This is a genomic window from Serratia sp. PAMC26656 (assembly GCF_016469055.2).
GTDB classification, from domain to species: domain Bacteria; phylum Pseudomonadota; class Gammaproteobacteria; order Enterobacterales; family Enterobacteriaceae; genus Serratia; species Serratia plymuthica.
In genome coordinates this window covers 3,531,291-3,556,258 of sequence record NZ_CP150486.1, presented here as the reverse complement: position 1 = coordinate 3,556,258, position 24,968 = coordinate 3,531,291, and the positions used below count along the sequence as shown (strand labels likewise).

At 55.5% G+C, this 24,968-nt stretch carries 22 protein-coding genes and 2 tRNA genes; 15 read left to right on the top strand and 9 right to left on the bottom strand.

Annotation, left to right across the window (positions count from 1 at the left end; genetic code table 11):
* The first annotated feature begins 27 nt into the window (after positions 1-27).
* The 3 genes from JEM67_RS17865 to JEM67_RS17855 all read left to right on the top strand — a co-directional run bounded on the left by JEM67_RS17865 (position 28) and on the right by JEM67_RS17855 (position 4,078).
* Complete coding sequence (locus tag JEM67_RS17865; RefSeq protein ID WP_199634953.1) at positions 28-1,068, top strand: LacI family DNA-binding transcriptional regulator; 1,041 nt, start codon at positions 28-30, stop codon at positions 1,066-1,068.
* 260 nt (positions 1,069-1,328) lie between these two features.
* Entirely contained in the window at positions 1,329-3,272 is a 1,944-nt protein-coding gene (locus JEM67_RS17860; RefSeq protein ID WP_199634728.1) for a sigma-54-dependent Fis family transcriptional regulator, read from the top strand.
* Between the two features lie 32 nt (positions 3,273-3,304).
* Complete coding sequence (locus JEM67_RS17855; protein WP_199634729.1) at positions 3,305-4,078, top strand: lipoyl protein ligase domain-containing protein; 774 nt, start codon at positions 3,305-3,307, stop codon at positions 4,076-4,078.
* Between the two features lie 81 nt (positions 4,079-4,159).
* Here JEM67_RS17855 and JEM67_RS17850 read toward each other — a convergent pair whose 3' ends face one another.
* Entirely contained in the window at positions 4,160-5,215 is a 1,056-nt protein-coding gene (locus JEM67_RS17850; protein ID WP_041416189.1) for a 2,3-butanediol dehydrogenase, read from the bottom strand.
* Between the two features lie 331 nt (positions 5,216-5,546).
* A complete protein-coding gene (locus JEM67_RS17845) occupies positions 5,547-5,939 on the bottom strand; it encodes a hypothetical protein (protein WP_233527570.1) in 393 nt (130 codons plus the stop codon).
* A gap of 502 nt (positions 5,940-6,441) precedes the next feature.
* Here JEM67_RS17845 and JEM67_RS17840 point away from each other — a divergent pair.
* The 5 genes from JEM67_RS17840 to JEM67_RS17820 all read left to right on the top strand — a co-directional run bounded on the left by JEM67_RS17840 (position 6,442) and on the right by JEM67_RS17820 (position 11,884).
* A complete protein-coding gene (locus tag JEM67_RS17840; protein ID WP_013813620.1) occupies positions 6,442-7,464 on the top strand; it encodes a DUF1254 domain-containing protein in 1,023 nt (340 codons plus the stop codon).
* 519 nt (positions 7,465-7,983) lie between these two features.
* Positions 7,984-8,817 carry a MipA/OmpV family protein gene (locus JEM67_RS17835; protein WP_199634731.1) on the top strand — a complete coding sequence of 278 codons (834 nt, stop codon included), beginning with the start codon at positions 7,984-7,986 and terminating at the stop codon, positions 8,815-8,817.
* Positions 8,818-8,874: 57 nt separating this feature from the next.
* Entirely contained in the window at positions 8,875-9,702 is an 828-nt protein-coding gene (locus JEM67_RS17830; protein ID WP_199634732.1) for an acid phosphatase, read from the top strand.
* A 115-nt stretch (positions 9,703-9,817) separates the two neighbouring features.
* Complete coding sequence (locus tag JEM67_RS17825) at positions 9,818-10,516, top strand: hypothetical protein (protein WP_370576125.1); 699 nt, start codon at positions 9,818-9,820, stop codon at positions 10,514-10,516.
* Between the two features lie 408 nt (positions 10,517-10,924).
* Positions 10,925-11,884 carry a GGDEF domain-containing protein gene (locus JEM67_RS17820; RefSeq protein WP_199634734.1) on the top strand — a complete coding sequence of 320 codons (960 nt, stop codon included), beginning with the start codon at positions 10,925-10,927 and terminating at the stop codon, positions 11,882-11,884.
* A 48-nt stretch (positions 11,885-11,932) separates the two neighbouring features.
* Here JEM67_RS17820 and JEM67_RS17815 read toward each other — a convergent pair whose 3' ends face one another.
* A complete protein-coding gene (locus JEM67_RS17815) occupies positions 11,933-12,493 on the bottom strand; it encodes a TetR/AcrR family transcriptional regulator (RefSeq protein WP_013813614.1) in 561 nt (186 codons plus the stop codon).
* Positions 12,494-12,631: 138 nt separating this feature from the next.
* On the opposite strand from JEM67_RS17815, the gene JEM67_RS17810 reads away from it, so the two are divergent.
* The 4 genes from JEM67_RS17810 (at position 12,632) to JEM67_RS17795 (ending at position 16,718) form a co-directional block, all read left to right on the top strand.
* Complete coding sequence (locus tag JEM67_RS17810) at positions 12,632-13,723, top strand: alkene reductase (RefSeq protein ID WP_199634735.1); 1,092 nt, start codon at positions 12,632-12,634, stop codon at positions 13,721-13,723.
* 75 nt (positions 13,724-13,798) lie between these two features.
* Positions 13,799-14,581 carry an SDR family NAD(P)-dependent oxidoreductase gene (locus JEM67_RS17805; protein ID WP_199634736.1) on the top strand — a complete coding sequence of 261 codons (783 nt, stop codon included), beginning with the start codon at positions 13,799-13,801 and terminating at the stop codon, positions 14,579-14,581.
* Positions 14,582-14,712: 131 nt separating this feature from the next.
* Complete coding sequence (locus tag JEM67_RS17800) at positions 14,713-15,531, top strand: oxidoreductase (protein WP_199634737.1); 819 nt, start codon at positions 14,713-14,715, stop codon at positions 15,529-15,531.
* Between the two features lie 167 nt (positions 15,532-15,698).
* On the top strand, positions 15,699-16,718 hold the full coding sequence (locus JEM67_RS17795) for an NADP-dependent oxidoreductase (RefSeq protein WP_199634738.1): 1,020 nt from the start codon (positions 15,699-15,701) through the stop codon (positions 16,716-16,718).
* A 173-nt stretch (positions 16,719-16,891) separates the two neighbouring features.
* On the opposite strand, the gene JEM67_RS17790 is transcribed toward JEM67_RS17795, so the two are convergent.
* Together JEM67_RS17790 and mtfA are read right to left on the bottom strand one after the other, a co-directional pair.
* Positions 16,892-16,967 (bottom strand) — tRNA-Asn (locus JEM67_RS17790).
* A gap of 102 nt (positions 16,968-17,069) precedes the next feature.
* Positions 17,070-17,858, bottom strand: a complete 789-nt coding sequence (gene mtfA / locus JEM67_RS17785; RefSeq protein ID WP_013813609.1) for a DgsA anti-repressor MtfA — start codon at positions 17,856-17,858, stop codon at positions 17,070-17,072.
* 92 nt (positions 17,859-17,950) lie between these two features.
* On the opposite strand from mtfA, the gene JEM67_RS17780 reads away from it, so the two are divergent.
* A tRNA-Ser gene (locus JEM67_RS17780) sits at positions 17,951-18,040 on the top strand.
* A gap of 375 nt (positions 18,041-18,415) precedes the next feature.
* Here the strand turns inward: JEM67_RS17780 and JEM67_RS17775 are convergent.
* The 3 genes from JEM67_RS17775 to JEM67_RS17765 all read right to left on the bottom strand — a co-directional run bounded on the left by JEM67_RS17775 (position 18,416) and on the right by JEM67_RS17765 (position 20,826).
* Positions 18,416-19,069, bottom strand: coding sequence for a Crp/Fnr family transcriptional regulator (locus JEM67_RS17775; RefSeq protein ID WP_233527534.1), 654 nt, complete (start codon positions 19,067-19,069; stop codon positions 18,416-18,418).
* A 136-nt stretch (positions 19,070-19,205) separates the two neighbouring features.
* Positions 19,206-19,886: a Crp/Fnr family transcriptional regulator gene (locus JEM67_RS17770; RefSeq protein WP_013813607.1), complete on the bottom strand. Its 681-nt coding sequence runs from the start codon at positions 19,884-19,886 to the stop codon at positions 19,206-19,208.
* Between the two features lie 559 nt (positions 19,887-20,445).
* Entirely contained in the window at positions 20,446-20,826 is a 381-nt protein-coding gene (locus JEM67_RS17765) for a hypothetical protein (RefSeq protein WP_199634739.1), read from the bottom strand.
* Positions 20,827-21,101: 275 nt separating this feature from the next.
* Here JEM67_RS17765 and JEM67_RS17760 point away from each other — a divergent pair, with 275 nt between their 5' ends.
* On the top strand, positions 21,102-22,571 hold the full coding sequence (locus JEM67_RS17760; RefSeq protein WP_199634740.1) for an EmmdR/YeeO family multidrug/toxin efflux MATE transporter: 1,470 nt from the start codon (positions 21,102-21,104) through the stop codon (positions 22,569-22,571).
* A gap of 3 nt (positions 22,572-22,574) precedes the next feature.
* Here the strand turns inward: JEM67_RS17760 and JEM67_RS17755 are convergent, their stop codons facing one another.
* Entirely contained in the window at positions 22,575-23,414 is an 840-nt protein-coding gene (locus tag JEM67_RS17755) for an AraC family transcriptional regulator (RefSeq protein ID WP_199634741.1), read from the bottom strand.
* 199 nt (positions 23,415-23,613) lie between these two features.
* On the opposite strand from JEM67_RS17755, the gene JEM67_RS17750 reads away from it, so the two are divergent.
* Positions 23,614-24,921, top strand: coding sequence for an alpha-glucosidase/alpha-galactosidase (locus tag JEM67_RS17750; protein WP_006319306.1), 1,308 nt, complete (start codon positions 23,614-23,616; stop codon positions 24,919-24,921).
* Positions 24,922-24,968 lie beyond the last annotated feature (47 nt).

Sequence of the window (24,968 nt, the reverse complement as noted above, 5' to 3'; positions counted from 1 at the left end):
CGGAATGGGTAACGGATGGATGTAACCATGGCGGTAGACAAGGCAATGATCAGTGCCAAAGACGTAGCGGAGCTGGCCGGCGTGTCCCGATCGGCGGTGTCGCGTACTTATACGCCCGGCGCCAGCGTCTCGGCGGCAACCCGCGAAAGGGTGATGTGGGCGGCGGAACAGCTGGGCTACCACGTTAATCATTTGGCGCGGGGATTGGTGCGCAATCGCAGCGGCATTGTCTGCCTGATCGTTTCCGAACTGGCGACCCCTTACCGGGCCAGCCTGGTGCGATTGCTGACCCAGCATTTGCAGGCGGCGGGAAAGATCGCCATGTTGATTAACACCGATCGTTCCGACGACAGCGTGTCCCAGGCGTTGCAGCAGGCGATTAACTTCCGCGCCGATGCGTCTTTTGTCCTCTCCGGCATGCCGGACAGCGCCATCGCCCGCCTGTGCCACCGGCACGGCCAGCGGCTGGTGCTGATTAACCGCAATGATGCGCTACCGGGTTCGCTCAGCATCAACCTGGATAACGAAGAAGCGGCCGGCACGGTGATGATGGCGTTTGTCCGCGCCGGTTGCCGGCGGATCGCCTTTGCCAATTCGCTGGCAGGCACGCCAAGCCTGATGGCCCGCGAACGCGGTTTTCTCCAGGCCGCGGAAGCTGCGGGGCTGGCGGTGAGCGTCGAGCGTTTTGGCACCACGTCGTATGAGAGCGGGCAAATTCTGGCGCACCGGCTGTTAACCCGTCGGGAGCGGCCTGATGCGGTGTTTTGCGTCACCGATCTGCTGGCCTGCGGTTTTATGGATGAGGCGCGCCATCGTTTTGCGTTGCGCATTCCGGAAGATCTTTGCGTGGCCGGGTTCGATGATATCCCGCAGGCGGGCTGGTCATCCTACAACCTCACCACATTTACCCAACCGGTGGAGCAGTTCGCTCGGGAAGCGGTGGCATGGCTGGTGACGGAAGAGGAGAACGAAGAGAACATGGCACCGGCGCTGGGGCAGGAAATGCCGGGCGAAACGCGGATGTACCATGCCGACTTTATTTGGCGCAGCACCATTCGCGGCGGCTGAGAGCGGAGCGGTTCAGCCCGATCCCCGTGCACGTTTCTTTTTCGGCAAATAATGCGGCCGCGCTGTGTGGCCGATCACAAATTGCACCCGGACGCGGTGAAAAGTTCTCCCCGGTATTTAGTCTGATATAACCAGCCGTTGATAACCGGTGCGCTGAAACCTGCCGGCCATGCCCCTGCACCGGGCAGCCAACCCAGTGTATGATGAGGGCCCGCATCAGCATCGGTTATTCCCACCGTGCCGCCACAGGAGAACGACTCGTGAATCAGAGCCAGCGCGAACACATTGCCACGGTAATGGCCAGCCTCAGCAACAAGGCGCATTTGCTGGCCCCGCGTTTCCATGAACAGACTATTCGCGATTCCTGGCAGCGCTGCGTGGAACATCATGGTCTCGATCCCAGCCGCATGCAGGAAGCGCGTATCTTGCCGTGGCATGAACTGCGGGAACACCGCCAGGAAATGGAAGAGTTTCGCCACATTGCCCATCACGGCCTGACGGTGTTGTATCAGCAGATTGCCGCCGCCGGCTACGTGGTGCTGTTGACCGATGCGCGCGGTATCACCGTGGATTACCTGGGGGACGTCAATGCCGAAATCAGCCTGCGTCGTGCCGGGCTGTTCCTCGGGGCGCAGTGGACGGAAGCCTGCGCAGGCACCTGCGCCGTGGGCACCGCGCTGGCCACCGGCAAGGCGCTGACCGTGCATCAGGCCGATCATTTCGACGCCACCCATATCCCGCTGACCTGCACCGCCGTTCCCCTGTTCGATCCGCAGGGCCAGTTAAACGCCATTCTTGATATTTCCGCGCTCAGCTCGCCGCAACCAAAATCCAGCCAGCAGTTGGCGTTACAGCTCGCTAAAATTTATGCGCATCAGATTGAAAATGCCTGGTTTGAGCATCGGCATCGCGGCGATTGGGTGCTGAAACTCAGCCCGGCATCGTCGTTTGTTGAGGTCAGCCCGGATTTCCTGATTGCCTTTGATGCCGCTGGCAAAGTGGTGGGGCATAACCACCGCGCCCAGCGCATGCTGGAACACGAGCTGGGCATCGCCGCGCCGCCGGTGCACTGCCGCAGCACGCTGCTCGGCCGGCCGATTGAGCAACTGTTTAATACTTCCATCGATAGTCTTCCCGATTGGCTGGCCAGCGCCAGTGGGCAGCAAGGGACGCTCGAACGCGTCCGCAGCGGGGAGAAACTGTACGTTACCGCCGTGCAGCCCGTTCGGCGTGCGCCACGTAAGGCCGCAGTCAGCCACGGCGCGTTACCTCCGGCGCTGGCCGCACTGAACGGCGGCGACGCTGCGTTGCAGCTCCAGCTCCAGCGCGCCGCCCGGCTGCTGGAGGCACCGCTGCACCTGATGGTTCACGGTGAAACCGGCTGCGGGAAAGAGTTTTTTGCCAAAGCCTTTCACCAGGCAAGCAACCGCCGCCATCGGGCATTTGTGGCGGTGAACTGCGCGGCGATCCCGGCGGCGCTGATTGAGAGCGAACTGTTCGGCCATCTGCCCGGCAGTTTCTCCGGCGCGGGCAGCAAAGGGCGGCGCGGGCTGATCCAGGAAGCTGACGGCGGCACGCTGTTCCTTGATGAGATAGGCGACATGCCGCTGGAGATGCAGACTCGGTTGCTGCGGGTGTTGGCGGAGCAGGAGGTGCTGCCGGTGGGGGGCACGCGTCCGGTATCGGTGGATATCCGCGTGATCTCCGCGTCGCACCACGCGCTGGATCAACTGGTGCAGGAAGGGCGTTTTCGTGCCGATCTGTTCTACCGTTTACAGGGGGCGCGTATCTCGCTGCCTGCGTTACGTCAGCGCAGCGATCTCGACTGGCTGGTGGATAAACTGCTGGCCGGTAAGGCGCAGCTCACCGCCGCCGCGCGTCGCCGCCTGCATCAGCATCGCTGGCCGGGCAACCTGCGTGAACTGAGCAATGCGCTGGATTACGCCGCCGCACTCTGCGATGGGGGCCGCATCGAGGTCACCGATCTGCCGGAAGGGGTGACGGCGGCGATCCCCGCCAGCCCACTGCCGGTGGTTAACGCCGAAGCCGATGCGTCACTGCCGCCGGAAGCATGGCTGTTGGTCCAGTATCTGCGTGCCGCCCGCTGGAACCACAGCGCCGTTGCTCGGCAAATGGGCATCAGCCGGATGACGCTCTATCGCCGTATGCAGCGCTTTGGCATTCAGTCGCCGGTGCATGACTAACCCCGCCTTCTATGAGTGGTGGACAAAGGTAGATGATGAAGGATGTTTCCCTGGGTGCCGCCGTTAACGGCGGCCAGTTCTCACTGCAGCCATCGCGGCTGATGTTTTTCCCGGACCCTACGCAGGCCGAAGCCGGCCTGTTTGCCCGCGCTGCCGCCGGAGAGGCGGTGGCACAGCTGTGGCACTCGCCGCTGTCGCTGGTGGTGCCGGGCAGCTATAAGCGTTTTGCCGCGCTGGAATCGGCGCGCCAACAGTTTGCCGCCGACGGGTGCCCGGTGTTTTTGCGTAAGTCCGGCGGCGGGCTGGTGCCGCAGGGGCCTGGCATCGTGAATATCAGCCTGGCGTACCCGATAGCGCGCACCCTGGGTGAAGCGGCAGAAGAGGTGTATGAGCATCTGTGCGCCATTCTCCGCAGTGCGCTGGCCGAACGGGGCGTGGTGGCCCATTGGCAGGCGGTGGAAGGATCGTTCTGCGACGGGCGCTTCAATCTTGCCTGCGGCGACGGGGAGGCGGCGCGTAAAATCGCCGGTACCGCCCAATATTGGCGACCGGTGGCGGATCAACCTGCCGACGAGGCGCGGCGGCATGTGGTGCTGGCCCATGCGGTGCTGTTGGTGGATTGTGATTTGGCGGCGGCGCACCGTTATGCCAATCAGTTTGAGGCGGCATTGGACAGCGGGCGGTATTATCAAGCGGAGAAAACCGTTAGCGTGGCGCAAATGGCACCGGACGCTACCCACGATTTACGCGACGAGATAGTCGATGCGCTGCGGGCGGCGATCCTGCGTTCCCCGGCACCGCGGTAACCTTGCGGGGCGTTCGGAATTGCATATTGATCTTAGATGGCGGACCGAGGGTCCGCCATCTCGTCATACCTGCGGGACATTTTACTGCGGTGGACGCACCAGGATTTTAACCTGTTGTTTTTCTTTCACCAGCGCTTCAAAACCCTGCTCCACCAAATCAGCCAGTTCGATGCGCTTGGTCACCAGCTTGTCGGCCTGGAAGTAGCCCTGGGTCATCAGATCCATCACCGCCGGGAAAATATGGCGATAAGCGATAATCCCTTTGACTGAACGTTCGCTGAGCACCACTTTGTTCGGATGGAATGCCGCTTCCCCTTCCCAGATGGAGACGATAATCGTCTCGCCTTCGTAGCGAGTGCTGTCGATACACTGTTTTAGCACCACCGGTACGCCGGTCACTTCAAACGCCACGTCAACGCCACCCGCGCTCAGCTCGCGTATTGTGGCGACGGCATCGTCTTTGCTGGGGTCGATAACCACTTTCGCTCCCAGTTCACGCGCTTTTTCTGCCCGCTGAGGTGACAGCTCGACCACATAAATCTCTGCCGCACCGGCTGCGCGCAGTGCTTCAATCACCAGCAGGCCGATGGGGCCGGCACCGAAGACGGCCGCTTTATCCCCGGCTTTCAACTTGCTCATCCGCACCGCATGAAGGGCTACCGCCGCAGGCTCTACCAACGCACCTTGCTCATAGCTCAGCGCATCAGGCATGCGGTGTACCATATGCTCGTCCACCATGGTAAAGGAAGAGAAGCCGCCGCCACCGCCGGACAGACCGTGGAAACCCAGATCGGCGCACAGGTTATATTTGCCTTCGCGGCAGGCTTCGCACTGCCGACAAGCCAGGATAGGCTCTACGACCACGCGGTCGCCAGCTTTGAATCGCGTTACGCCGCGACCCACTTCCACCACTTCACCGGAAAACTCATGGCCCATGACTATAGGCGCGATGTCATGGCTTAGCTTGTGAGGTTTGCCTACCGGGACAAAAATCGGTCCGGCGAGGTATTCGTGCAGGTCGCTGCCGCAAATTCCGGTCCAGGCTACCTTGATTTTCACCTTACCGGCGGAAACCTGAGGTTCTTCAATATCATCAATACGGATGTCGCGCGCCTGATACCAACGAGCTGCTTTCATCATCTTCCCCTTGAAATTAACCATAAACCTGTCCCGGCGGCCGATACGTCGGTGGCCGGGGCAGAGACTCAACGCAGGAGATTGCGAAAACCGTGCCAATATGACGATGCAGGGAAAAGTGATGTTATTTCAGTGAGTTGATTTATTTCTGTGAAAGGTGTTACCTGTCACCGGCGTGCGATGAGACACCTGTAACAGATACAGGTGTAACAAGGCGCCTGGGGTTTTGAGTGAATCTGAAGAAGGGCGCTTATACCCGGTGAACCGTCCTCTCCTCGTCGGCGCTGGTGTTCATGTGTTTGTGATGTTTGTGATGCGAGCCAGGCACTGCTCAAGCGCCATTGCCACCGTTGCCACCGTTGCCACCGTTACCGCCATTTCCTCCGTTTCCACCATCACCGCCGTTGCCACCATCGCCGCCATTGCCGCCATTTCCGCCATTTCCTCCGTTTCCACCATTTGCATCGTTGCCGCCAATGCCACCCATGCCGTCGCCGGAGGCACCGTTACCGCCATTTCCCCCGTTCAGACAGCCCGATCCTGGGATGCCATTTTTACCGTTCTGACCGTTAGGGGAGTTGGCTTGCCCGTTTTGACCGTTTTGGCTTTCGCAGGCGGAGAGTTGAATGGCGACCGAGGTTCTGGCCTGACTGGATTGCGGTAGGGAAAGGAGAACACCGGAAGAAAAGGGGATAAGAAATAATAAATTTCGTAGTTTTAACATAGACATTTCATCCTTGTCATTGATAGCCACCTCAATGGGAGGGGGCCAACGGACACCCAGGTAGCATTCTGCTTCGGCCATTGATGGCCGTCAATAAATGAAGGGGCAATGGAACGCCGGTCACTCCTGCCCGGCAAATTGTCGCACTGCGCAAGGGCCGACGGCGGTGATGGCGCAATAGCCGATATCAACCCAGCCAGCCGCGTTGACAGAGGCTATGTCTGGGGTTTGCACGGGGCATGCGTGTCACTTTTTCTCACCCAATAGTGTGATTTGACACAATTTCATATAAGAAAAATCTGTATTAAAAGTGGTTCAGGAAAAATAGCGATGGATAACAGGGATAAAACCGTCTGTGGGCGTGAAGTTCGACAGGTTGGTTTACTACCACAGTTGCCGTCTGCAAAGGCAATGCCAAGGCCCCGCTAGCGGCGCAAGGACGCGATCCGCACAAGAAAGTGTGACGCTGTGAGGGGTAATTTTAACAGGATCAGGGGGTTACATGTCATATTCATCCACGGCCCGCATCGTCGCACTGACGTTGGCTGCGTTGGGGTGCGCCAGTGCGCAATCATCTTCCGGTGAGACGATATCGGTTGGTGTCGATAATTTTGTCCGTGCCGAGTCCGATCTTTACATGGGCAATATGGTAGCGGACGGCGGATTGGGGCGGTTTGTGCATAGCCGCGAACCGATTGCCATTGACGCTCAGAGCGTCATCCGCATGAATCGGGACACGCTCTACTCGAGTGCGGTGTTCGATCTCGATGCCGGCCCGGTTACGATCACTTTGCCGGAGGCCGGTAAGCGATTCATGTCGATGCAGGTGGTCAATGAAGACCACTACGTTCCCGCCGTCTTTTATGGCGCCGGCCGCCATACGTTGTCGAAGGAGGAGGTCGGCACGCGTTATGTCTTTGTCGCTATCCGTACGCTCGTCGATCCTGCCGATCGCAAAGACGTTGAGCAGGTGCATGCGCTACAAGATGCCATCAAGATTAGCCAGGCTCAGGCAGGGGAGTTCGTGGTACCGAAATGGGATCCGGCGAGTCAGAAAAAGATGCGCGATGCTCTGCTGGTTCTCGGGGATACGCTCCCCAACTACAACCAGGCATTTGGCACCAAGAGCACCGTCGATCCTATTCAGCATCTGATCGCGACGGCATCCGGATGGGGAGGAAATCCGAGCAAGGATGCGATTTATCTCGGCGGCGTGATGCCGAAGAATGACGGGAAAACCATTTATCGGCTCAAGGTCGGGCATGTTCCGGTGAAGAGTTTTTGGTCCGTGAGCGTTTATAACGCCGACGGTTACTTCGAGAAGAACCCGTATGACGCCTATTCGCTAAATAACCTCACCGCCCAAAAAAGCGATGATGGTTCGATTGTGATCCAATTTGGGGGTTGCGACGGCAAGATTGCGAATTGTCTGCCGACCATGCCCGGTTGGAACTACACGGTCAGGCTTTATCAACCTGGTGACGAAATCCTGAATGGTCAATGGCATTTCCCTGAGCCACAGTGATTCGCCGGGTATTTTCCTGAACCTGTTTTTTTGCTTTTTCTCCCTTGATTGTGCCGTTTGACACAATTAGGGATAAGAAAAATCTGTATTAAAAATACGTCAGGGAGAAATAGGGATGGACAACAAGGATAACGCCGTCTTTGGGCATGACGTTCGGTCATGGTGGGGGCGGGAAGTGAGGGCGTATTTTCACTCTCTCTTTTGTTTCAATCAACGCTTTGGCCTGTCGAATTACACTTTTCGGCAAGCGGCGTAAAGACATAATACTTTTTTCCAGCTGTGCAGGCGCTTTTAAGCAGGCTCTCGCGCACCGGGGTTTTTTGCGCCCTTTTCCGGGCAGGAGGATTATCCACAGGCATAGGATTGGCTATGCCATGACTGAAAAAAATAAAAAGTAATTAGCCAAAACCTATTTCCGGTCAAGGGAATGGATGAAGGGAATATATCCCGGATAGCGGTTAAACATGCTGATGAATCAGAATAAAAACGAAAAGAAAATAGACAGAAAGGAACAAGGACATGACAAGCAAGAAAAATGGGATTCATAAATCGTTCGGGCTTCTTGCCTTTGCGTTGATGGCGGCACTGCCGTTGTCCGTTCAGGCCGCCTCCGATACGGGCCAGAGTATAACGCTGGGCGGTGGAGTGGCGGTGAGCCCGCTGTATGAAGGCTCCTCGCGTTATGAAGCCTTCCCTTCTCTGGTGGCGAAGGCGGTGATGCCGACGCAGAGTTGGGGAACCTTCACTGCAGGCTTTCCTGACGGTCTGCGCTGGGACTTGCCGGGGGCTTCTTCCGTGGGGCTGGCGCTGCTGGCTGGATATGACATGGGCCGCAAGGAAAAAATCCGTACCCTGGGAGGCAGCAATAACCACCTGAAGGGAATGGGCGATCTGGACGGCAGCGCGATGATCGGTGCGGAAGCCTATTGGCGTCTGCCGGCCGGCCGACTGTTCGTCCGTGGCTGGCAGGCTACCCGCAGCCGCGAATACGGCGGTGAGGATCTGGGGCACACCGCATACCTTGAAGCCGGTGCCGACTACTCGCTGCCGCTGTCTTCCTCATTGACGCTGGATTCCGCGCTGTACGGGACCTGGAGCGACAGAGACGACATGATGGCGCGTTTCGGTGTGACGGGGGAGCAGGCCGATCGTAGCGGCTTCAGCGAATATCATGCCGGCGGCGGCATGCGGAATGTGACGTTAAAAACCGGCCTGACCGTCCAGTTACAGCCTCATATTGCCCTGCAGGGTGGGATGAAGCTGTACGCCTTGACGGCGGATGCGCGTCGCAGCCCGCTGACGGATAAAACGGTGGGGGCGGGCTTCTACCTGAATGCGGTGTACCAATTCTGAGTGCTTCGATAGCGCTTTGCCCTCTGCGGCATCAATCGACTCTGGAGATCATCATTAATGAAAAAATCATGCCACCCTCTGTACCTGATAGCGCCGTTGGCCGGTCTGTTGTGTTCCGGCCTGGCGGCGGCGAGCGATACCGGGCCGACGGTAACGGACCCGCATTTTAAGCTGGCGCCGGGTTACCTTGAACCGGCCAGCCTGCCGGTGCGTTTAGCCTTGCTCGGGGCACCGCCGAAGCCGGATTCTGCGGCATTCGCACGCGATGAAGAGGCGCGGCGGGCGGCACTGGCGTTACGCGGGTCTGCCCGTGAAAAACTGGCCGCAACGGATGCCGAGTTGACCTTCCCTGCACCGGCAAAATCGTTCTCGTGCGCGCTGGGCACCGATATCAACGAGAAAAAGACGCCGCACCTTTACGCCATGATGCAGCACGTACTGACGGATGCGGGTGGTTCAACCTATGCAGGAAAGAACGCCTATAACCGTACTCGCCCATTTGTGCGGCATGACGAGGGAACCTGTCGCAAAGACATGGAGCCGGTGCTGCGTACCGACGGCTCCTGGCCGTCGGGCCACTCGGCGGCAGGCTGGGCCTGGGGATTGGTGCTGGCCGAGGTGCAGCCGGCACGGGCGACCGAGCTGCTGGCACGCGGCTTGGCGTTTGGTCAGAGCCGTGTGGTCTGCAATGCGCATTGGCAGAGCGACGTGGATGCAGGGCGCATCATGGGGGCTGCCACGGTCGCCGTGCTGCATGATAACCCGGCTTTCCTGGCAGATTTGGCCGCCGCCAAGCGTGAAGTGCAGGACGCCACCAACGCGAACCTGAAACCCACCGAGGACTGCGCGGCTGAACGTGTTGCACTCTCTTTGAGTATGCACTGAGAAGATCATGGCGATGATGAATTGTGACAATCTGCAAAACAGGCTCGCCTGGCGGGTTCTGCCTGCGGCGCTTTTAGCGTCGGGCGTTTTGAGTCTCCCGGCAGAGGCGGCTCAAGTGACACCACCGGCCTATCAGCCGGCGGAGGAGTGGCAGTTCACCGTCTCTCCTTATCTCTGGGCGGCAGGCATTCGCGGAGATGTCGGCCATCGGTCAACGGGCACGCAGTTTATGAAAACGGATTTCTCTGCCATTGCCCGTGACCTCGATGTGGCGGTGATGGGGATGGGGGAAGCCCGTAAAGGGCCTTACAGCCTGCTGGTGGACCTGATGTTCATCGACACCACGACGCGGAACGGGCTGCCGGATGGGGCACCGGCATCACGCCTGAAAGTGGATAGCCGGACAGTATCCGGGTTCCTCGGTGGCGGATATACCCTGCTGGAGGAAGGCGGCGCTCGTCTTGATGCCACCGGTGGCGTTCGGGTGTGGTACAGCAGCACCAGCTTGCATTTTCAGGGAGGGATTATCGATGGAGCGTCGGGCAGTGACCGTGCAACCTGGGTGGATGGCGTTGCGGGGCTGCGTGGCCAGTATGCACTGACGCCAACCGTCAGGCTTTCGGCCTGGGGATTGGCCGGTGGCGGGCAGTCCCGATTGGACTGGGATGCGGCGGCGCTGTTGAGTTGGGAGTTTACCCCCGGTTTCTCTGCCGTGGCGGGATACCGGGCCATGGGGGTCGATTATCGGCATAACGGCTTTGTGTATGACGTGGTGCAGCAGGGACCGATATTGGGGATGAACGGCAGATTCTGAGGCTGCGAATCCTCCCCACAGCATCAGGCGCTGGTCGGCGTGATGCGGTTGTTTCGTCCGGCAATGCAGGCTCCTGGGGGGGACGCCTGCATTGCCGGCTTGTGAATGGCGGCGAGCATCCGCCAACGGGTTCGCCGGTTCATCCAAACACATCGTCTTCGGTTTGCTCATGCTCATAGTCAGGTAGCGATCTCCGCGTAAGTCAGCCCACGAATCTGCGCCATCACAAACGCCGTGCGGACTTTCTCCGGCCATGCCCGCAGCGTGGCATCCAACCGAAATAACGTTTTCAGCCAGACGCATTGGATTTCTTTCCGGCGCCGCCACAGGCGTGTAAATTAAGAGAGGGGTAGACCACTAAATCCACATGAGAATGATTTTTATTTCAGTTCGTGTCAGGGGGCTAATATGCCATTCGTGAAATATGAGAACGGACTTTTTACCAAAAACGAATCGCGAAAAACCCTGTATATGCCGCTGGTATTATCCGGGGCGCTGTGTATTTTGGTGATGATCATTCACCTGGCGTACTTCCCAGAAAAAGAAATCGGGCATTCCTGGATACAAAATTCAGGCTGGTTATTTGATTTATTTCAGCTGTTAATACTTAACTTTATCTTATGGAGTTTTAACCGGCTAACGGTAAAAGCCAGTCAGCGCCGGTGGATTAACGTGGGCCTGCTTGTCTGGATCCTCTCCGCGGCGTGTGATTTTATGGACGAAATCATCCGTCAGCCCCAGTGGTTAGGCTATTACATCGAGGACGTCACCAGGCTCATCGGGATGCTCTGCGTCGCCGTTGGCGTGTATTTCATCGTGCACTATGTTAATGATAAATATGCCGATGCCAGCATCGACTCTTATCGAGACGAACTGACGAGTTTGCCCAACCGGCGTTATTTTAGACGTGTGCTGCTGGATTTGCAGACCGTGAATTATTATGTGTTTTTTATTGATATCGACTTGTTCAAAAAGATAAATGACAAATACGGGCACGATATTGGCGATGAAGTCCTCAGAGTTTTTGGGCAGATGCTGGGCGAGCTGTATAAAAATAATGTCATTACCGCCAGAATCGGCGGCGAAGAGTTTGCCGTAATAGTGCAAACGTCGGTATTTGAAGAGGCGCAGTCAATGGCAGAGAAAATATTAACCCGCGCCAGAGAATTGGTGGTTAATGATGAGGTTCGCCTTACTGTCAGCATAGGTGCCGGAAATAAAAGAGAAAATGAAAGCCAGGAAAGCTTGCTCAAGCGTGTGGACATCGCGCTCTATCAGGCAAAGTATTGGGGCAGGAACCGAATCGAATGGGCATCCTCCCAGGAACATGGCGTTCCTCAGGCCGGCCCCGAAAACGCGGTGAGTTAATACGGGCATGGTTGCGGAGGGGTTACCGCCGCGATAGTCCCCGGATATTCAATGCTCATGGATTTCCTGACCGAGAATACGGGAGCGGCAAACCTCCAGAATCTCATCGGCAAGGGTAGAGCCATCTGGACAGGCGCGCGATAGCACCAGGGCACCGACAAGATGTGCAATGGTGCTGATTCTTTCGGCGCGGGCTTCGTCTCCCGATCCATTCTCATTTTCTAATGTGGCCAGCTGGCTTTCAATGCCAGCCGCAAAGCTTTCTTTAATTGACGCCGACTGGCGCGCGGCATCGACACCCAGTGCCGACATCACGCAGCCATTTCCCATAGCATCACGGTGCTTGCGTGAGAGGTATTGCTCTACAAAGCCAGCCATATCCATACCCAGGGTATTTTCTACAGAGTGCGAAAAACCGCAGCTCATTGCCTCCGACATCAAATCTGCCTTGGAACCAAAGTGCTTGTAAAACCCGCCATGCGTTAACCCTGCGGCTGACATGAGCTCAGCGATACCCACGCCGTCATAGCCCCGTTCACGAAACAGCACTGAGGCAGTTTCGACGATGCGCATGCGATTTTCGCGTACTTGCTCTTTCGAAACTTTCATTGTTTCCGGATCCTCTCTTAAAAATGCATGCCGCAAGTATACATTGATGATGATCATAATCAAACCGTTTGACTTTTTAGATTATGATCATCATCATTGTGTTCATCGCTTCACACATCACTTAGCAGGGGTACAAGCATGGCGAACCCACCTTTATTTCAACCCTATAATCTTGGGCCAATCTCGCTCACCAACCATATTGTGATGGCGCCGTTAACGCGTAATCGTGCCGGAGCGGGTCTGGTACCCAGCGAACTGGCGGCGACGTATTACGCACAGCGCGCGACTGCGGGGCTGTTGATTACTGAAGCCACGCAGATCTCGGCGCAAGCTCAGGGTTACCAGGATACCCCGGGGATCTATACTCCAGCGCAGGTTGATGGCTGGCGCAAAGTGACTGACGCAGTGCATGCAAAAGGCGGGCATATCTTTGTGCAGTTGTGGCATGTAGGACGTATATCCCACGTCGACTTACAGCCTGGCGGCGCAGCGCCCGTTGCCCCTTCGGCCATCCGTGCCGAGACGAAAACCTTTGTGAACAACGGTTTTGCTGACGTCTCTGAGCCTCGTGCGCTCGAACTGGACGAAATAAAGGACATTATCGACGATTTCAGAAAGGCATCCGCCAACGCCATTGCCGCTGGATTTGATGGTGTTGAGATCCATGGCGCGAATGGCTATCTGCTGGAACAGTTTCTCAAAGATGGTGCCAATCAGCGTACCGACGAATACGGTGGTTCTATCGAGAATCGCGCACGGCTGCTGTTAGACGTCGTGGCTGCCGTTAAAGATGAGATCGGGGTTGAGCGCACTGGCGTCCGCATTTCACCGGTTTCTCCCGCTAATGCGATTTCGAGCAGTGATCCACAGCCACAATATGACTATCTCGTTGAACAACTCGACGCATTAGGCATCGTATACCTCCATGTTGTGGAGGGCGCTACGGGGGGCCCCCGTGACGTATCGCCGTTCGATTATGGCTCTCTGCGTCGGCGCTTTAAAAATACCTATATTGGCAACAACGGCTATGACCTGGCGTTAGCCTCCAACCAGCTTGCTGAAGGTAAAGCGGATCTTTTCGCTTTCGGACGTCCGTTCATCGCCAACCCCGATCTGGTCGAAAGACTGAAAACGCAAGCGCCTCTGGCCACGCTTGTCCCTGAAACGCTTTATGGCGGCGGTGCAGAAGGGTACACCGATTACCCGCCGCTTTCCGCGAGCGGCCAGTAGATCTGTGGGTGGCTCGGTTCTCTATATATCGCACATTGCGGATTCTATTGACTCATTAATAAAGGAGATCAACCTATGACCAAATCTTCAGTCCTCATTACAGGCGCTTCTACGGGTATTGGCGCGGTTTACGCCGAGCGGTTCGCGCGCCGGGGCCACGACCTTGTGCTGGTCGCTCGCGACAAGACAAAACTTGATCTCCTTGCAGAACGTCTGCGACAAGAAAATGCTATTTCTGTCGATGTTCTGCCGGCGGATCTCACGCAATCGAGTGATTTGGCCACTGTCGAAGCTCGTCTTCGCGACGACTTGCGGATAGGTGTTCTTATTAATAACGCGGGTATCGCGCAGTCGGGCAGCTTCGTTGAGCAGACGCCTGATTCTATTGAGCGACTCATTGCGCTTAACATCACTGCCCTGACGCGTCTTGCCAGTGCGGCGACTCCCCGATTTGTCCAAGCGGGTGAAGGATCGATCGTCAACATCAGCTCCATCGTTGGCCTGGCCCCTGAATTTATGATGTCGGTTTATGGCGCAACCAAAGCCTTTGTCCTTTTCTTGTCTCAGGGTATGAATCTGGAGCTGTCGCCCAAGGGCATTTACGTTCAGGCGGTACTTCCTGCCGGAACTTACACCGAAATTTGGGAACGCGCAGGTATCGACATCAGCACCTCGTCCAAAATGATGGAAGTGGGCGAACTGGTTGATGCGGCACTGGTTGGCTTCGATCGCCGTGAACTCGTCACCATTCCGCCACTGCATAATGCGGCACGCTGGGACACCCTGGATACCGCGCGACAGGCTCTGCTTTCGGACATCAAACAAGCTGAAGCCGCAGAGCGATATAAAAACGTTTAGTCGATGAGTGACGCTCTGCAGGAGACGGATAACGATCTTTCGCCCCCTCCTGCAGAGCGTTAACCCCAAATATATTCCGTATCGCTTGTCATCGCACCATGGGTGACCGCTTATGAAGGTCTTATTTCAGCATGACAAATAAACGTGTAGCGCTCGTGACGGGTGCCTCATCAGGTATTGGCGAGGCATCGGCCAACAAACTGTTGGCCGCAGGATTTACGGTCTACGGCACAAGCCGCCGTGGCGCCCTGGCGGGTAAACATCCCTTTCCTTTGTTGGCGCTTGATGTGACGGACGACGCTTCTGTTCAGGCCGCCATTGATGAGTTGCTGAGGTTGGAGGGGCGGATCGATATTCTGGTGAATAATGCAGGCTTTGGTGTTGCTCCGGCGGCGGCGGAAGAGAGCTCAATCAAACAGGCCAAGGACATTTTCGACACGAATTTTCTCGGTGTAGTCCGGTTAACCCGGGCGGTCGTGCCTCACATGCGCCGTCAGGGCAGCGGCCGTATCATCAACATCGGTTCGATACTGGGCATCGTTCCGTTGCCGTATGTGGCACTTTATGCTGCCAGTAAGCATGCGATTGAAGGGTATTCGGGATCGCTGGATCATGAACTGCGCACGCAGGGCATCAGAGTCTCTGTTATCGAACCTGCCTACACAAAAACGCAGTTTGAAGCCAATAATATAGAGCCGGATGCCAAGCTGGAAGAGTATGAGATTATTCGGGCCAAGCTGGCGAAAGTGGTGAGCAAGGCGATGGCTGAAGCGGAAAGTCCGGAAGTGGTGGCGGATGTGGTCGTTAAAGCGGCTCAGACTTTACATCCAAAGTTGCGCTACACGGCGGGGAAATTGGCTGGCAGATTGAATTTTTTGCTCAGATTTGCGCCGGCAAAACTCCTGGATAAGGTGGTACGCAACAATCTTCAGCTTGATACGAAAGAATAAAAAGAATGAAATTTTCTCGATTGGCTATTTTGGCTTCTATCTTGTTTTTTTAATGGGCAGATCCTGTTTGCCGTATCTATCGAGGTCCTCCTGGGCGTGGCCTTTTTCTGACCAATAGGGCGGCTAAATGAACGTTTTATCGACAAACACGATAGGGTAAACAACAAATGAACAAGAAGACGATGAAAGCCTTCACTTTCAAACGCTATGGCAAGTCGCCTGACTTAGGTTTCGATGACGTGGATTTTCCTTCACTCAACGCTAATGAAATCCTTGTAAAGGTTTACGCTGCGGGTCTGAACCCTATCGACAATATGATCCCAACAGGAATATTTAAGCCGGTCCTCAATTTTCAGTTACCTGCCACCCTTGGCAGTGACCTGTCTGGCGTCGTCACCGCGGTGGGAAGTCGCGTGACACGTTTCAAGCCCGGCGATGCCATCTTCGCCAGCATTTTCGATATGGGTAGGGGATCGCTTGCCGAATTTGCAGTGGTGCCTGAGAACGCCGCTGCAATGAAACCCGCGAACCTGGATTTCGTGCAAGCGGCATCTCTCCCGATGGTGAGCCTCACGTCCTGGCAAGCGTTGAAAGAGCGTGCCGAGCTTCGGCCTGGCCAGAAGGTTTTCATTCCCGCAGGGTCGGGGGGGATTGGCACGTTTGCGATTCAACTGGCGAAGTACCTTGGCGCAACGGTGGGAACGACCACGAGTACGGGCAATGTCGAATGGGTCAGCCATCTTGGCGCAGACGAAGTGGTTGACTATAAAAAGCAGGAATTCGAAAACGTGCTGAGTGGCTACGATATCGTACTTGGCACTATCAGAGGCGATGCGATTGAAAAATCCACCAAAATTCTTAAGCCCGGAGGAATGATCGTTTCTCTCATCGGGCCGTTAGATGCCGCGTTTGCACGGGTTCGGCGGTTAAACTTCTTTCTGACTTTTGTCTTTGGGTTGATGAGCCGCAAGATTATGCGTCTTTCGAAAAAGCGAGGTATCACCTATTCATTTCTGTTTGTCCGCCCTGAGGGTGATCAACTCAGCCAAATAGGCAAACTGCTGGAAACTGAAAAAATCAAACCCGTGATCGACAAGGTCTTCGCCTTTGTAGACACAGAGGATGCGCTTGCCTACCTTGACCAAGGGCATGCGAAGGGAAAAGTTGTCGTCAAGATGCAGGAGTAAACCCTTTCAGTTAACAACCAGGGTGCAAGTCTGTGATGGGGCATAATCGTTAAGAACGTGGCAATGCCCTGCGCGATGTTCTTGCGTGCGGTACCTCATGCACCCAGACTTGGTTATTAGTGCCACAAAAGCAAAAAGCCCGCTTAAGTTTCCTTAAGCGGGCTTTTCTAATATGGCTCCTCTGACTGGACTCGAACCAGTGACATACGGATTAACAGTCCGCCGTTCTACCGACTGAACTACAGAGGAATCGTGTGAACGGGGCACATCATATCCAGCCACCCAGAGTGTGTCAACGCTAAATTCGCCGATTCGGTGCGACTGCTCAGTATGCGAGCAATGCGCGGTCGGCTATGGCGTTTCTACGCCGCCTTCGGCTTGCCAACGCTGCAAGCGCGCCAACGTATCTTGTTTATAGAAATGGCAAAAATGCTGGTACAACAGTGGAAAACGGTTGGCCAGCAATTCGGGGGCGCTGAAAAAATACTCCGACAGCACGGCAAAGCACTCGGCGGGATCGGTGGCGGCATAGGCGTCCATGCTGGCGGCCTCTTCGCCGACCATGTCGATCTCGTCTTGCAGGTTTTCCATTGCGGCGTGCAGGTCATGCTCCCAGGCGGCAATATCGCGCAGCGGGATCGGCGGTATCCCGGTGGCGCTGCCGCCATTGCGCATATCCAGCTTGTGTACCGCTTCGTGGATCACCAGGTTAAAGCCGGAGAGATCGAAAGAGTCCTGCACGTCCTGCCAGTTGAGCACAATCGGCCCTTGTTCCCAGCTCTGTCCGGACTGAACCACCGGCCCGGAGTGGACCAGGCCGATGTCGTCCTGCCATTCATCCTCCACCACGAACGGCGAAGGGTAGAGCAGGATCTCATTGAAGCCGTCCAGGCATTCCGCCCCCAGTTCCAGCACCGGCAGGGCGAACAGCAGGGCGATGCGTGCCTGCATTTGCGACGTCAACTCAAGCCCCTGCAGCGGCACGATGCGCTTTTGCTGCAAAATCTGCCCGGCAACGACGATCAGGCGCTGTTGTTCCTGCTCATCCAGCGGAGAGAGCAGGGGGATTGCCAGCGCGTCCTGCCACTGAGCAAGCGTTTCCGCCTGCGGTTGATGCGTTTTCCACGGCCATTTAATCATCGCGTTGCTCGTAAAGTGGTCACTTGAACATTCGGCTGGAGGCTAACTCTGTAAAAATGCCGCAAAAAGGGGCATGATGACAAGCACTATCAGGAGAGATGCCGGAGCGGCTGAACGGACCAGTCTCGAAAACTGGAGTAGGGGCAACTCTACCGGGGGTTCAAATCCCCCTCTCTCCGCCACTTAATTATTTCAATTTTTTGATTTAAAAGTGATTATTATGATATTCACTTTTCCGGTATGTTATTCGATATGCCATCAGGCTCAGGCTCGCTTGCGTTTGACTTAGCTTACCTCTGGACGACTCTCTCTCCTCACGCATTATAACCCCGGCAGCACTATCGGATAGTGTTTTGCAATTAAGTTATTCATTTTGTGAACTAAACCCGGAGATTTGAACGTTCTGCAGCAGGTTTCCGCAGGTATTAAGTCGTGTCGCCGATATTTGCCGGAGTGACAAGTTGCGGGTGAGGGAGGAAAACCCCCTTGCTTCAACTATAGAACGGTACAGGGCAATACGAATGAAATTGGTCAAACGAGCGCCCGTTCAGCTCCTTTCAGTCATCGATGTCCTGCTCTGCGTGTTGCCGTAACGCCACAGGGTTGGTGACAGTGATGGAACGGTAACCCGCCCCGATCCACCCTTCCTCCACAAAGCGTTGAATAACGTTGTTGACCTGTTTGCGGGAGGTATTGGCAATAATGCTGATATTTTCCTGAGAAAGGCTAACCGGAGAGTTTGTTGCCCAGGACATGCGGTGCAGCACCGATGCAACCCTGGCGCTGACATCTTTTTTCTGCAAGTCATTCACGACTCTGAGCAGTGAGTCTGACCCCAGAATAGAAATCACGCCGAAGGCACGCATGTCATTGGGGTTTTGCGCGGCCATCTGTTCCATTGCAACCAGGGGAACATGCATCATCCAGGACCCACTCTGCGCAACAAGTTGAAACCTCCGCGGCTGTCCGGTCATAAAACCGTCGTCACCCGTCCAGTCACCTGGCACGGCAAGGTCAATCAGCCGCGGCGTTGAGTCGCGAGGAGCTGTCTTGATGATTACCATTCCTTTGATAAAACCGTAGATCCCCTCCGCAGGATCGCCCGGGCTGAAGATGACTTGCCCGGGGGCGCATTTCACCAACAACGCATGCTGAAAAAGTCTGTGCCTGAAGGATTCGGGCATGTGAGACAGCCAGCCTCGTTGACTCATTATGCTTTCTGCGTTTTTTCGCGACATCTGTCCCATGATTTATCCCCAAGGTGCCCCATATAAACTTATCTTGCTTCACGTTCGCTAGCGGTAAACGAGGTTTCGGCTATTGTCCCGTTCGCTATAAATTATTCCGTTACCTTTTTTCCGAGTATTGCCGTAAAGCGGCAGGGTTGGTGACCGTGATGGCGCGATAACTCGTCTCCACCCAACCCTCTTCGACAAAACGTTGAATAACGCTGTTAACCTGTTTACGGGAGGTATTGGTGATGATACTGAGGTTTTCCTGAGAAACAGTCACCGGGGAATCTGTCGCCCAGGACATACGGTGTAATGCGGAGGCGATCCTGGCGCTGACATCTTTTTTCTGTAGATCATGCACAATCCTGAGCAGTGAATCCGATGCCAGAATAGAGATCGTACCAAAAGCGCGAATATCATTGGGGTTTAATGCCACCATTTGTTCCATTGTTTTAATCGGTACGTGCATGACCCAGGTATCACTCTGCGTGACCAATTCAATCCGTCGCGGTTGGCCTGTCATAAAACTGTCTTCGCCTGTCCAGCCTCCGGGGCGAGCGATGTGAATCAACCGTGGGGTGGAATCAGGGGGCGCCGAATTGACAATCACTGTGCCTGTGACCAACCCGTAGATCCCACCAGCCGGCTCACCTCTTCTAAAGATCACCTGCCCAGCTTCAAATTTCAAAAGCACTGCATTTTGCAGCAATCGGATCCTGAATGGCTCGGGCATATGAGACAACCAGCCTCTTTCACAGATCAAACGTTCTGCCACCTCACGCGACATATCCGGCATTTTTCTTCCCAATCGTCTTGTTTGACACAATGATCAATAGGCAAATTAGGTATTAAACGCATATTAATCAAGAGAAAATGATGCGGTATTGAAATAACGGCGATTGAATCTCAAATTTCAGTATGACCAAGCTGGGTAACCTGTGGCTTTATGCATCGGGTAACGTCACGTGTTTCACCACGATAGTTTCTTGATGAACAACACAATAGGGGGATATATACGTTTTTCAGAATGAAATCGGGCGCCGGTCGGGTTTACAAAGTGAATATCGTTAACTTTCACATGTAAAAATAGCGATTATTTTAAATGATGAACGTATTTAATGTTTGTGGATAATAATAATGAAAGAAAGAGTATGTCTAACGCGAGCGGAAATGTGCAGGTCAGTCAGAACGGTATATCGGCTCAAACGGAATCAGTTTGGCGGCTTATTATTGCTGTAAGGCGAAGCATTGGTGAAGATAATGGAGCCATGGCTGATTGCAACCCAACCGGCGGCAACAAATCGCTGGGCGGGGCGCAATGCCCCGGATACTTAGCGGCTTTGCGCGTTATGACCTCATTTTGCCTGGATCGGACAGCCTTTTTTTATCCTGAATGAAAATGCCCAGGCGATGACAAGGAAGGCGCACTGGAACAGAAAAAAGGGGGCAAGCCATTGGTTATTGAGATAAACGTAATAGCCGTTGTGGATGACGTCAACGGTGATGAGGGCTAATGTGGCCGGCAGGCCAATCCTTGGATTGACGATCAGAAAATACGCCACCAGCGGATCCAAAAGTGTCAGGCTGCCCCAAAAAAGGCGGCTGGCCAGGAAAGCCTGCTCACCGTAGCCATAATCCCAGAGAAAACCAAACTTCACGTCGGCGATAACATGATTGAGGGTCGCTATGATTAAGCACAGGGCCAGAAAGTACCGCATTAAGGTAGGACTTAGCATGGGTTTGATGCTCTTGATATGCTAACCGCAGTTTTACCCGGCAGGACAACCCGTCTCAGGTTTAAGGCCAGATGCGGCGCATCCCGTAGAAGATTAACCACTTTCATTGAACCTCCCTGGCTTTCGGCCATCATGATACGACGGTTACGGCAGCGATAAAACCCCCTCTGATCCGCCGCGTATTTTTCAAAACCTCTCTTACAAAAAATTCTTTGCAGGATAACGATCTGTCATTCATCCTTTGAAATGTTGTTTCACTTTCATCCGAGTTCATCTTGAATTTACTTGCCGCCCTGCGTCAGCGCGTGGAAAAAACGCCCTGGTATGCCAAACGAAAAAGCTACCGTGTCCTGTTCTGGCGTGAGATCACGCCGCTGGCGGTGCCGATCTTTATGGAGAATGCCTGCGTCTTGCTGATGGGGGTGCTAAGCACCTTCCTGGTGAGCTGGATCGGTAAGGAAGCCATGGCCGGCGTGGGGCTGGCGGACAGCTTCAATATGGTGATTATCGCTTTCTTCGCGGCAGTGGACCTGGGCACCACGGTGGTGGTGGCCTTCAGTCTCGGCAAGCGCGATCGCAAAAGAGCGCGATCGGCGGCGCGCCAGTCGTTGGTGTTGATGACTCTGGTTGCCCTGGTGTTGGCGGTGGGCATCCATCTGGCGGGCGAGCAGATTATTGACGTGATCGCCGGCGCCGCCACCCCGGAGGTCAAGGCATTGGCGCTTTCTTATCTGCAAACCACGGTGTGGAGCTACCCAGCCGCCGCCATTGCGCTGATCGGCAGCGGCGCGCTGCGCGGGGCGGGCAATACCAAGATCCCGCTGCTGATCAACGGCGGCATGAATATCCTTAACATCATCATCAGCAGCATTCTGATCTACGGCATGCTGGGCTGGCATGGACTGGGCTTTGTCGGCGCTGGGCTGGGGCTGACCATTTCCCGCTATATCGGTGCCATCGCCATTATTTACGTGCTGATGATTGGGTTTACCCCGGCGCTGCACATCACGCTGAAAAGCTACTTTACGCCGTTAAAGCTGAATATCCTCTGGGAAGTGCTGGGGATCGGCATCCCCGCCAGCATCGAATCGGTGTTGTTCAACGGCGGCAAATTGCTGACCCAGATGTTTGTCGCCGGCATGGGGACCAACGTCATTGCCGGTAATTTTATCGCCTTTTCCATCGCCTCGTTAATTAACCTGCCGGGCAACGCCCTGGGATCGGCGTCGACCATTATCGTGGGAAAACGGTTGGGGAAGGGGCAGATAGCCCAGGCGGAGCGGCAACTGCGCCATATTTTCTGGCTGGCGACGATTGGACTGACGGTTATCGCCTGGGGAACGGCGCCGCTGGCCGGGGTGTTCGCCTCGTTTTATAGCCAGCAGGACGATGTTAAAGAGGTGGTGAAAGTGCTTATCTGGCTCAACGCCGCCTTTATGCCGATCTGGGCCGCCTCCTGGGTGCTGCCCGCCGGGTTGAAAGGTGCGCGCGACGCCCGCTTTGCCATGTGGGTGTCGATGCTGGGCATGTGGGGCTGCCGCGTGGTGGCGGGTTACACGCTGGGCATTGTGTTGGGCATGGGCGTGGTCGGCGTTTGGCTCGGCATGTTTATGGATTGGGCGGTGCGCGGTGCGCTCTTCTACTGGCGCATGGTCAGCGGACGTTGGTTGTGGAAATACCCGCGTATAAAACGGGCAGAAGTTGCGGAAAAGGCAATCCCCCGCGCCAGACGAACGGGGGGCTGAACGTCACCTGTCAGGCTGCGGTGCCCGAAGGTTTTCCTGCCGCCATTTGGCCGGCGATACGCCGTGCACCTGCTTGAAGGCTTTGGAAAAGTGCAGTTGATTTTCATAGCCTACAGAAATACCCACCACTTTGATCGCCGTAGGGCCATTGCTCAACAGGCTGACGGCGATACTCATGCGAAAATTAAGCAAATACTCCTTGGGGCCGATGCCGTAGGCGTTTTTGAACAGCCGGCACAGGTAGCTTCGGTTGATATTGCAGTAGGCGGCCAGGCTCTCAATCGTCAAATGTTCATGGTAGCGGTTTTCAATTTGTTTGACCGCTTTACGCAGATGCTGCGCCTTGTCATCGGGATGTGCAGCCGTGCCCTGCAGCTTATTGCCGATTAATGCGGAAAAGAACAGGTAGCTCAGCCCGAGCACCTTCAGCCGATGCTCATCGCCCTGGGCAACGATCTGTCGCAGGTAGCCCAGGGCACCGGCGTTATCGTCCTGTAGGTTGGGCCGATAAATTGGGAATTGACGGCTCAGATGGCACTCTTCGAAAATCTTGCCGGCGATAAGCCCATCGACTTCCAGCCACATATAATGCCAGGGATCTCTTTTGTCGGCACAATAAGTGGTCACGTCGTGCGGGTGGATCAGAAAACCTTCCCCTGCCACGACGGGAAAAGAGCCGTATTCGCTGTGCAGCACGCCGGTCCCGCTTATCACATAATGGAATAGATAGTGTTGGCGCACGGCGGGGCCAAAACTGTGGCCTTTGTCACAATTTTCCTCCCCGTATTGGTACAGGTTCAGCTCAATATTGTCGGTGCGATTGAGGGTGAAACTCTTATGCATCCGTCACGGCCTCCATTTTCTCCCCACTCTATCAGCGTAGTTGCGGCGGAGCTGCCGGGATGAGGTCAGATCCCGACCTGGCTCACACTTTTTGCGGTGCGTCATTTTTCGCCATAATAAGGTCACATTCATCCATATCTCGTGCGGACGTTGCAGGGTAATTTCAGCTTATCGACAACGGCAGCAGCGGAGAAATACGATGATTAAAGTGACATTTATGGGCGCGGGTAGCACCATTTTCGCCAAGAACGTACTCGGCGACATCATGGCGACGCCGGCATTGAAAGAGGTGGATATTGCGCTGTACGACATCGACAGTGCCCGTCTCAACGAATCCTTCGCCATGTTGAGCAATATCAACCGCAATACCAATGCGGGCAGGGCGAAGATTACCCCTTACCTCGGCGTAGAAAACCGCCGCGCGGCATTGAAAAACGCCAATTACGTGGTGAATGCCATCCAGGTCGGCGGCTACGATCCTTGCACCATCACCGATTTCACCATTGCCAGAAAATACGGCTTGCAGCAGACCATTGCCGATACCTTGGGTATTGGCGGTATCTTCCGTGCGCTGCGCACCATTCCGGTGTTGTTTGATTTCGCCCGGGATATCGAAGCGGTCTGCCCGGACGCCTGGCTGCTGAACTATACCAATCCGATGGCGGCAATAACCGGCGCCATGCTGCGCCATACCGAAGTGAAAACGGTGGGGTTGTGCCACAGCGTTCAGGTCTGCGCCGAGACGCTGCTGAAAAGCGTGGATATGCCGACCGACGACGTGCAGTTCCACATCGCGGGCATCAACCATATGGCCTGGCTGCTGGACGTTCGTCGTCACGGCGAAGACCTGTACCCGGAAATCAAGCGTCGCGCCAATGCCTTGCAGGGCAAGCATGATGACATGGTGCGCCATGAAATCATGAAAACCTTCGGCTATTACGTGACCGAATCTTCAGAGCACAATGCCGAATACATGCCTTATTGGATCAAACGCAATTATCCGGAACTGATTGAGCGCTTCAATATTCCGCTGGATGAATACCCGCGCCGGTGTATTGAGCAAATTGAACAGTGGCAGCAACAGAAAGTGGCGCTGACCCATGACGCCAGCCTGACTCATTGCCGCACTCATGAATATGCTTCTTACATCATCGAAGCGATGGAGACCGATCGGCCCTACAAGATTGGCGGCAACGTGCTCAACACCGGGTTGATCACCAACCTGCCTGCGGAGGCCTGCGTCGAAGTGCCTTGTCTGGTGGATGGGCAGGGGATCACGCCATGCTACGTCGGCAACTTGCCGGAGCAATTGGCGGCGCTGAACCGCACGAATATCAATACCCAATTGTTGACCATTGAAGCGGCGGTCACGCACAAACGCGAGGCTATCTACCATGCGGCGCTGCTGGATCCGCACACCTCCGCCGAGCTTTCTATCGATGATATCCGCAAGCTGTGCGACGAACTGATTGAAGCGCACGGCAACTGGCTTCCCGCCTACCATTAATCGCCGCATTACCCCGATACCTCCTCAAAACGCACAAGGCGCGGGGC

Excerpts from the sequence above, each read along its gene's own strand:
- JEM67_RS17770 (WP_013813607.1), bottom strand. The coding sequence starts at position 19,886 with ATGCCGGATATGTCGCGTGAGGTGGCAGAACGTTTGATCTGTGAAAGA.
- JEM67_RS17750 (WP_006319306.1), top strand. The coding sequence starts at position 23,614 with ATGATTAAAGTGACATTTATGGGCGCGGGTAGCACCATTTTCGCCAAG.
- JEM67_RS17820 (WP_199634734.1), top strand. The coding sequence starts at position 10,925 with ATGCCATTCGTGAAATATGAGAACGGACTTTTTACCAAAAACGAATCG.
- JEM67_RS17840 (WP_013813620.1), top strand. The coding sequence starts at position 6,442 with ATGTCATATTCATCCACGGCCCGCATCGTCGCACTGACGTTGGCTGCG.
- JEM67_RS17800 (WP_199634737.1), top strand. The coding sequence starts at position 14,713 with ATGACAAATAAACGTGTAGCGCTCGTGACGGGTGCCTCATCAGGTATT.
- JEM67_RS17810 (WP_199634735.1), top strand. The coding sequence starts at position 12,632 with ATGGCGAACCCACCTTTATTTCAACCCTATAATCTTGGGCCAATCTCG.
- mtfA (WP_013813609.1), bottom strand. The coding sequence starts at position 17,858 with ATGATTAAATGGCCGTGGAAAACGCATCAACCGCAGGCGGAAACGCTT.
- JEM67_RS17855 (WP_199634729.1), top strand. The coding sequence starts at position 3,305 with ATGATGAAGGATGTTTCCCTGGGTGCCGCCGTTAACGGCGGCCAGTTC.
- JEM67_RS17805 (WP_199634736.1), top strand. The coding sequence starts at position 13,799 with ATGACCAAATCTTCAGTCCTCATTACAGGCGCTTCTACGGGTATTGGC.
- JEM67_RS17830 (WP_199634732.1), top strand. The coding sequence starts at position 8,875 with ATGAAAAAATCATGCCACCCTCTGTACCTGATAGCGCCGTTGGCCGGT.
- JEM67_RS17765 (WP_199634739.1), bottom strand. The coding sequence starts at position 20,826 with ATGCTAAGTCCTACCTTAATGCGGTACTTTCTGGCCCTGTGCTTAATC.
- JEM67_RS17815 (WP_013813614.1), bottom strand. The coding sequence starts at position 12,493 with ATGAAAGTTTCGAAAGAGCAAGTACGCGAAAATCGCATGCGCATCGTC.
- JEM67_RS17755 (WP_199634741.1), bottom strand. The coding sequence starts at position 23,414 with ATGCATAAGAGTTTCACCCTCAATCGCACCGACAATATTGAGCTGAAC.
- JEM67_RS17850 (WP_041416189.1), bottom strand. The coding sequence starts at position 5,215 with ATGAAAGCAGCTCGTTGGTATCAGGCGCGCGACATCCGTATTGATGAT.
- JEM67_RS17845 (WP_233527570.1), bottom strand. The coding sequence starts at position 5,939 with ATGTTAAAACTACGAAATTTATTATTTCTTATCCCCTTTTCTTCCGGT.
- JEM67_RS17835 (WP_199634731.1), top strand. The coding sequence starts at position 7,984 with ATGACAAGCAAGAAAAATGGGATTCATAAATCGTTCGGGCTTCTTGCC.
- JEM67_RS17795 (WP_199634738.1), top strand. The coding sequence starts at position 15,699 with ATGAACAAGAAGACGATGAAAGCCTTCACTTTCAAACGCTATGGCAAG.
- JEM67_RS17775 (WP_233527534.1), bottom strand. The coding sequence starts at position 19,069 with ATGAGTCAACGAGGCTGGCTGTCTCACATGCCCGAATCCTTCAGGCAC.
- JEM67_RS17865 (WP_199634953.1), top strand. The coding sequence starts at position 28 with ATGGCGGTAGACAAGGCAATGATCAGTGCCAAAGACGTAGCGGAGCTG.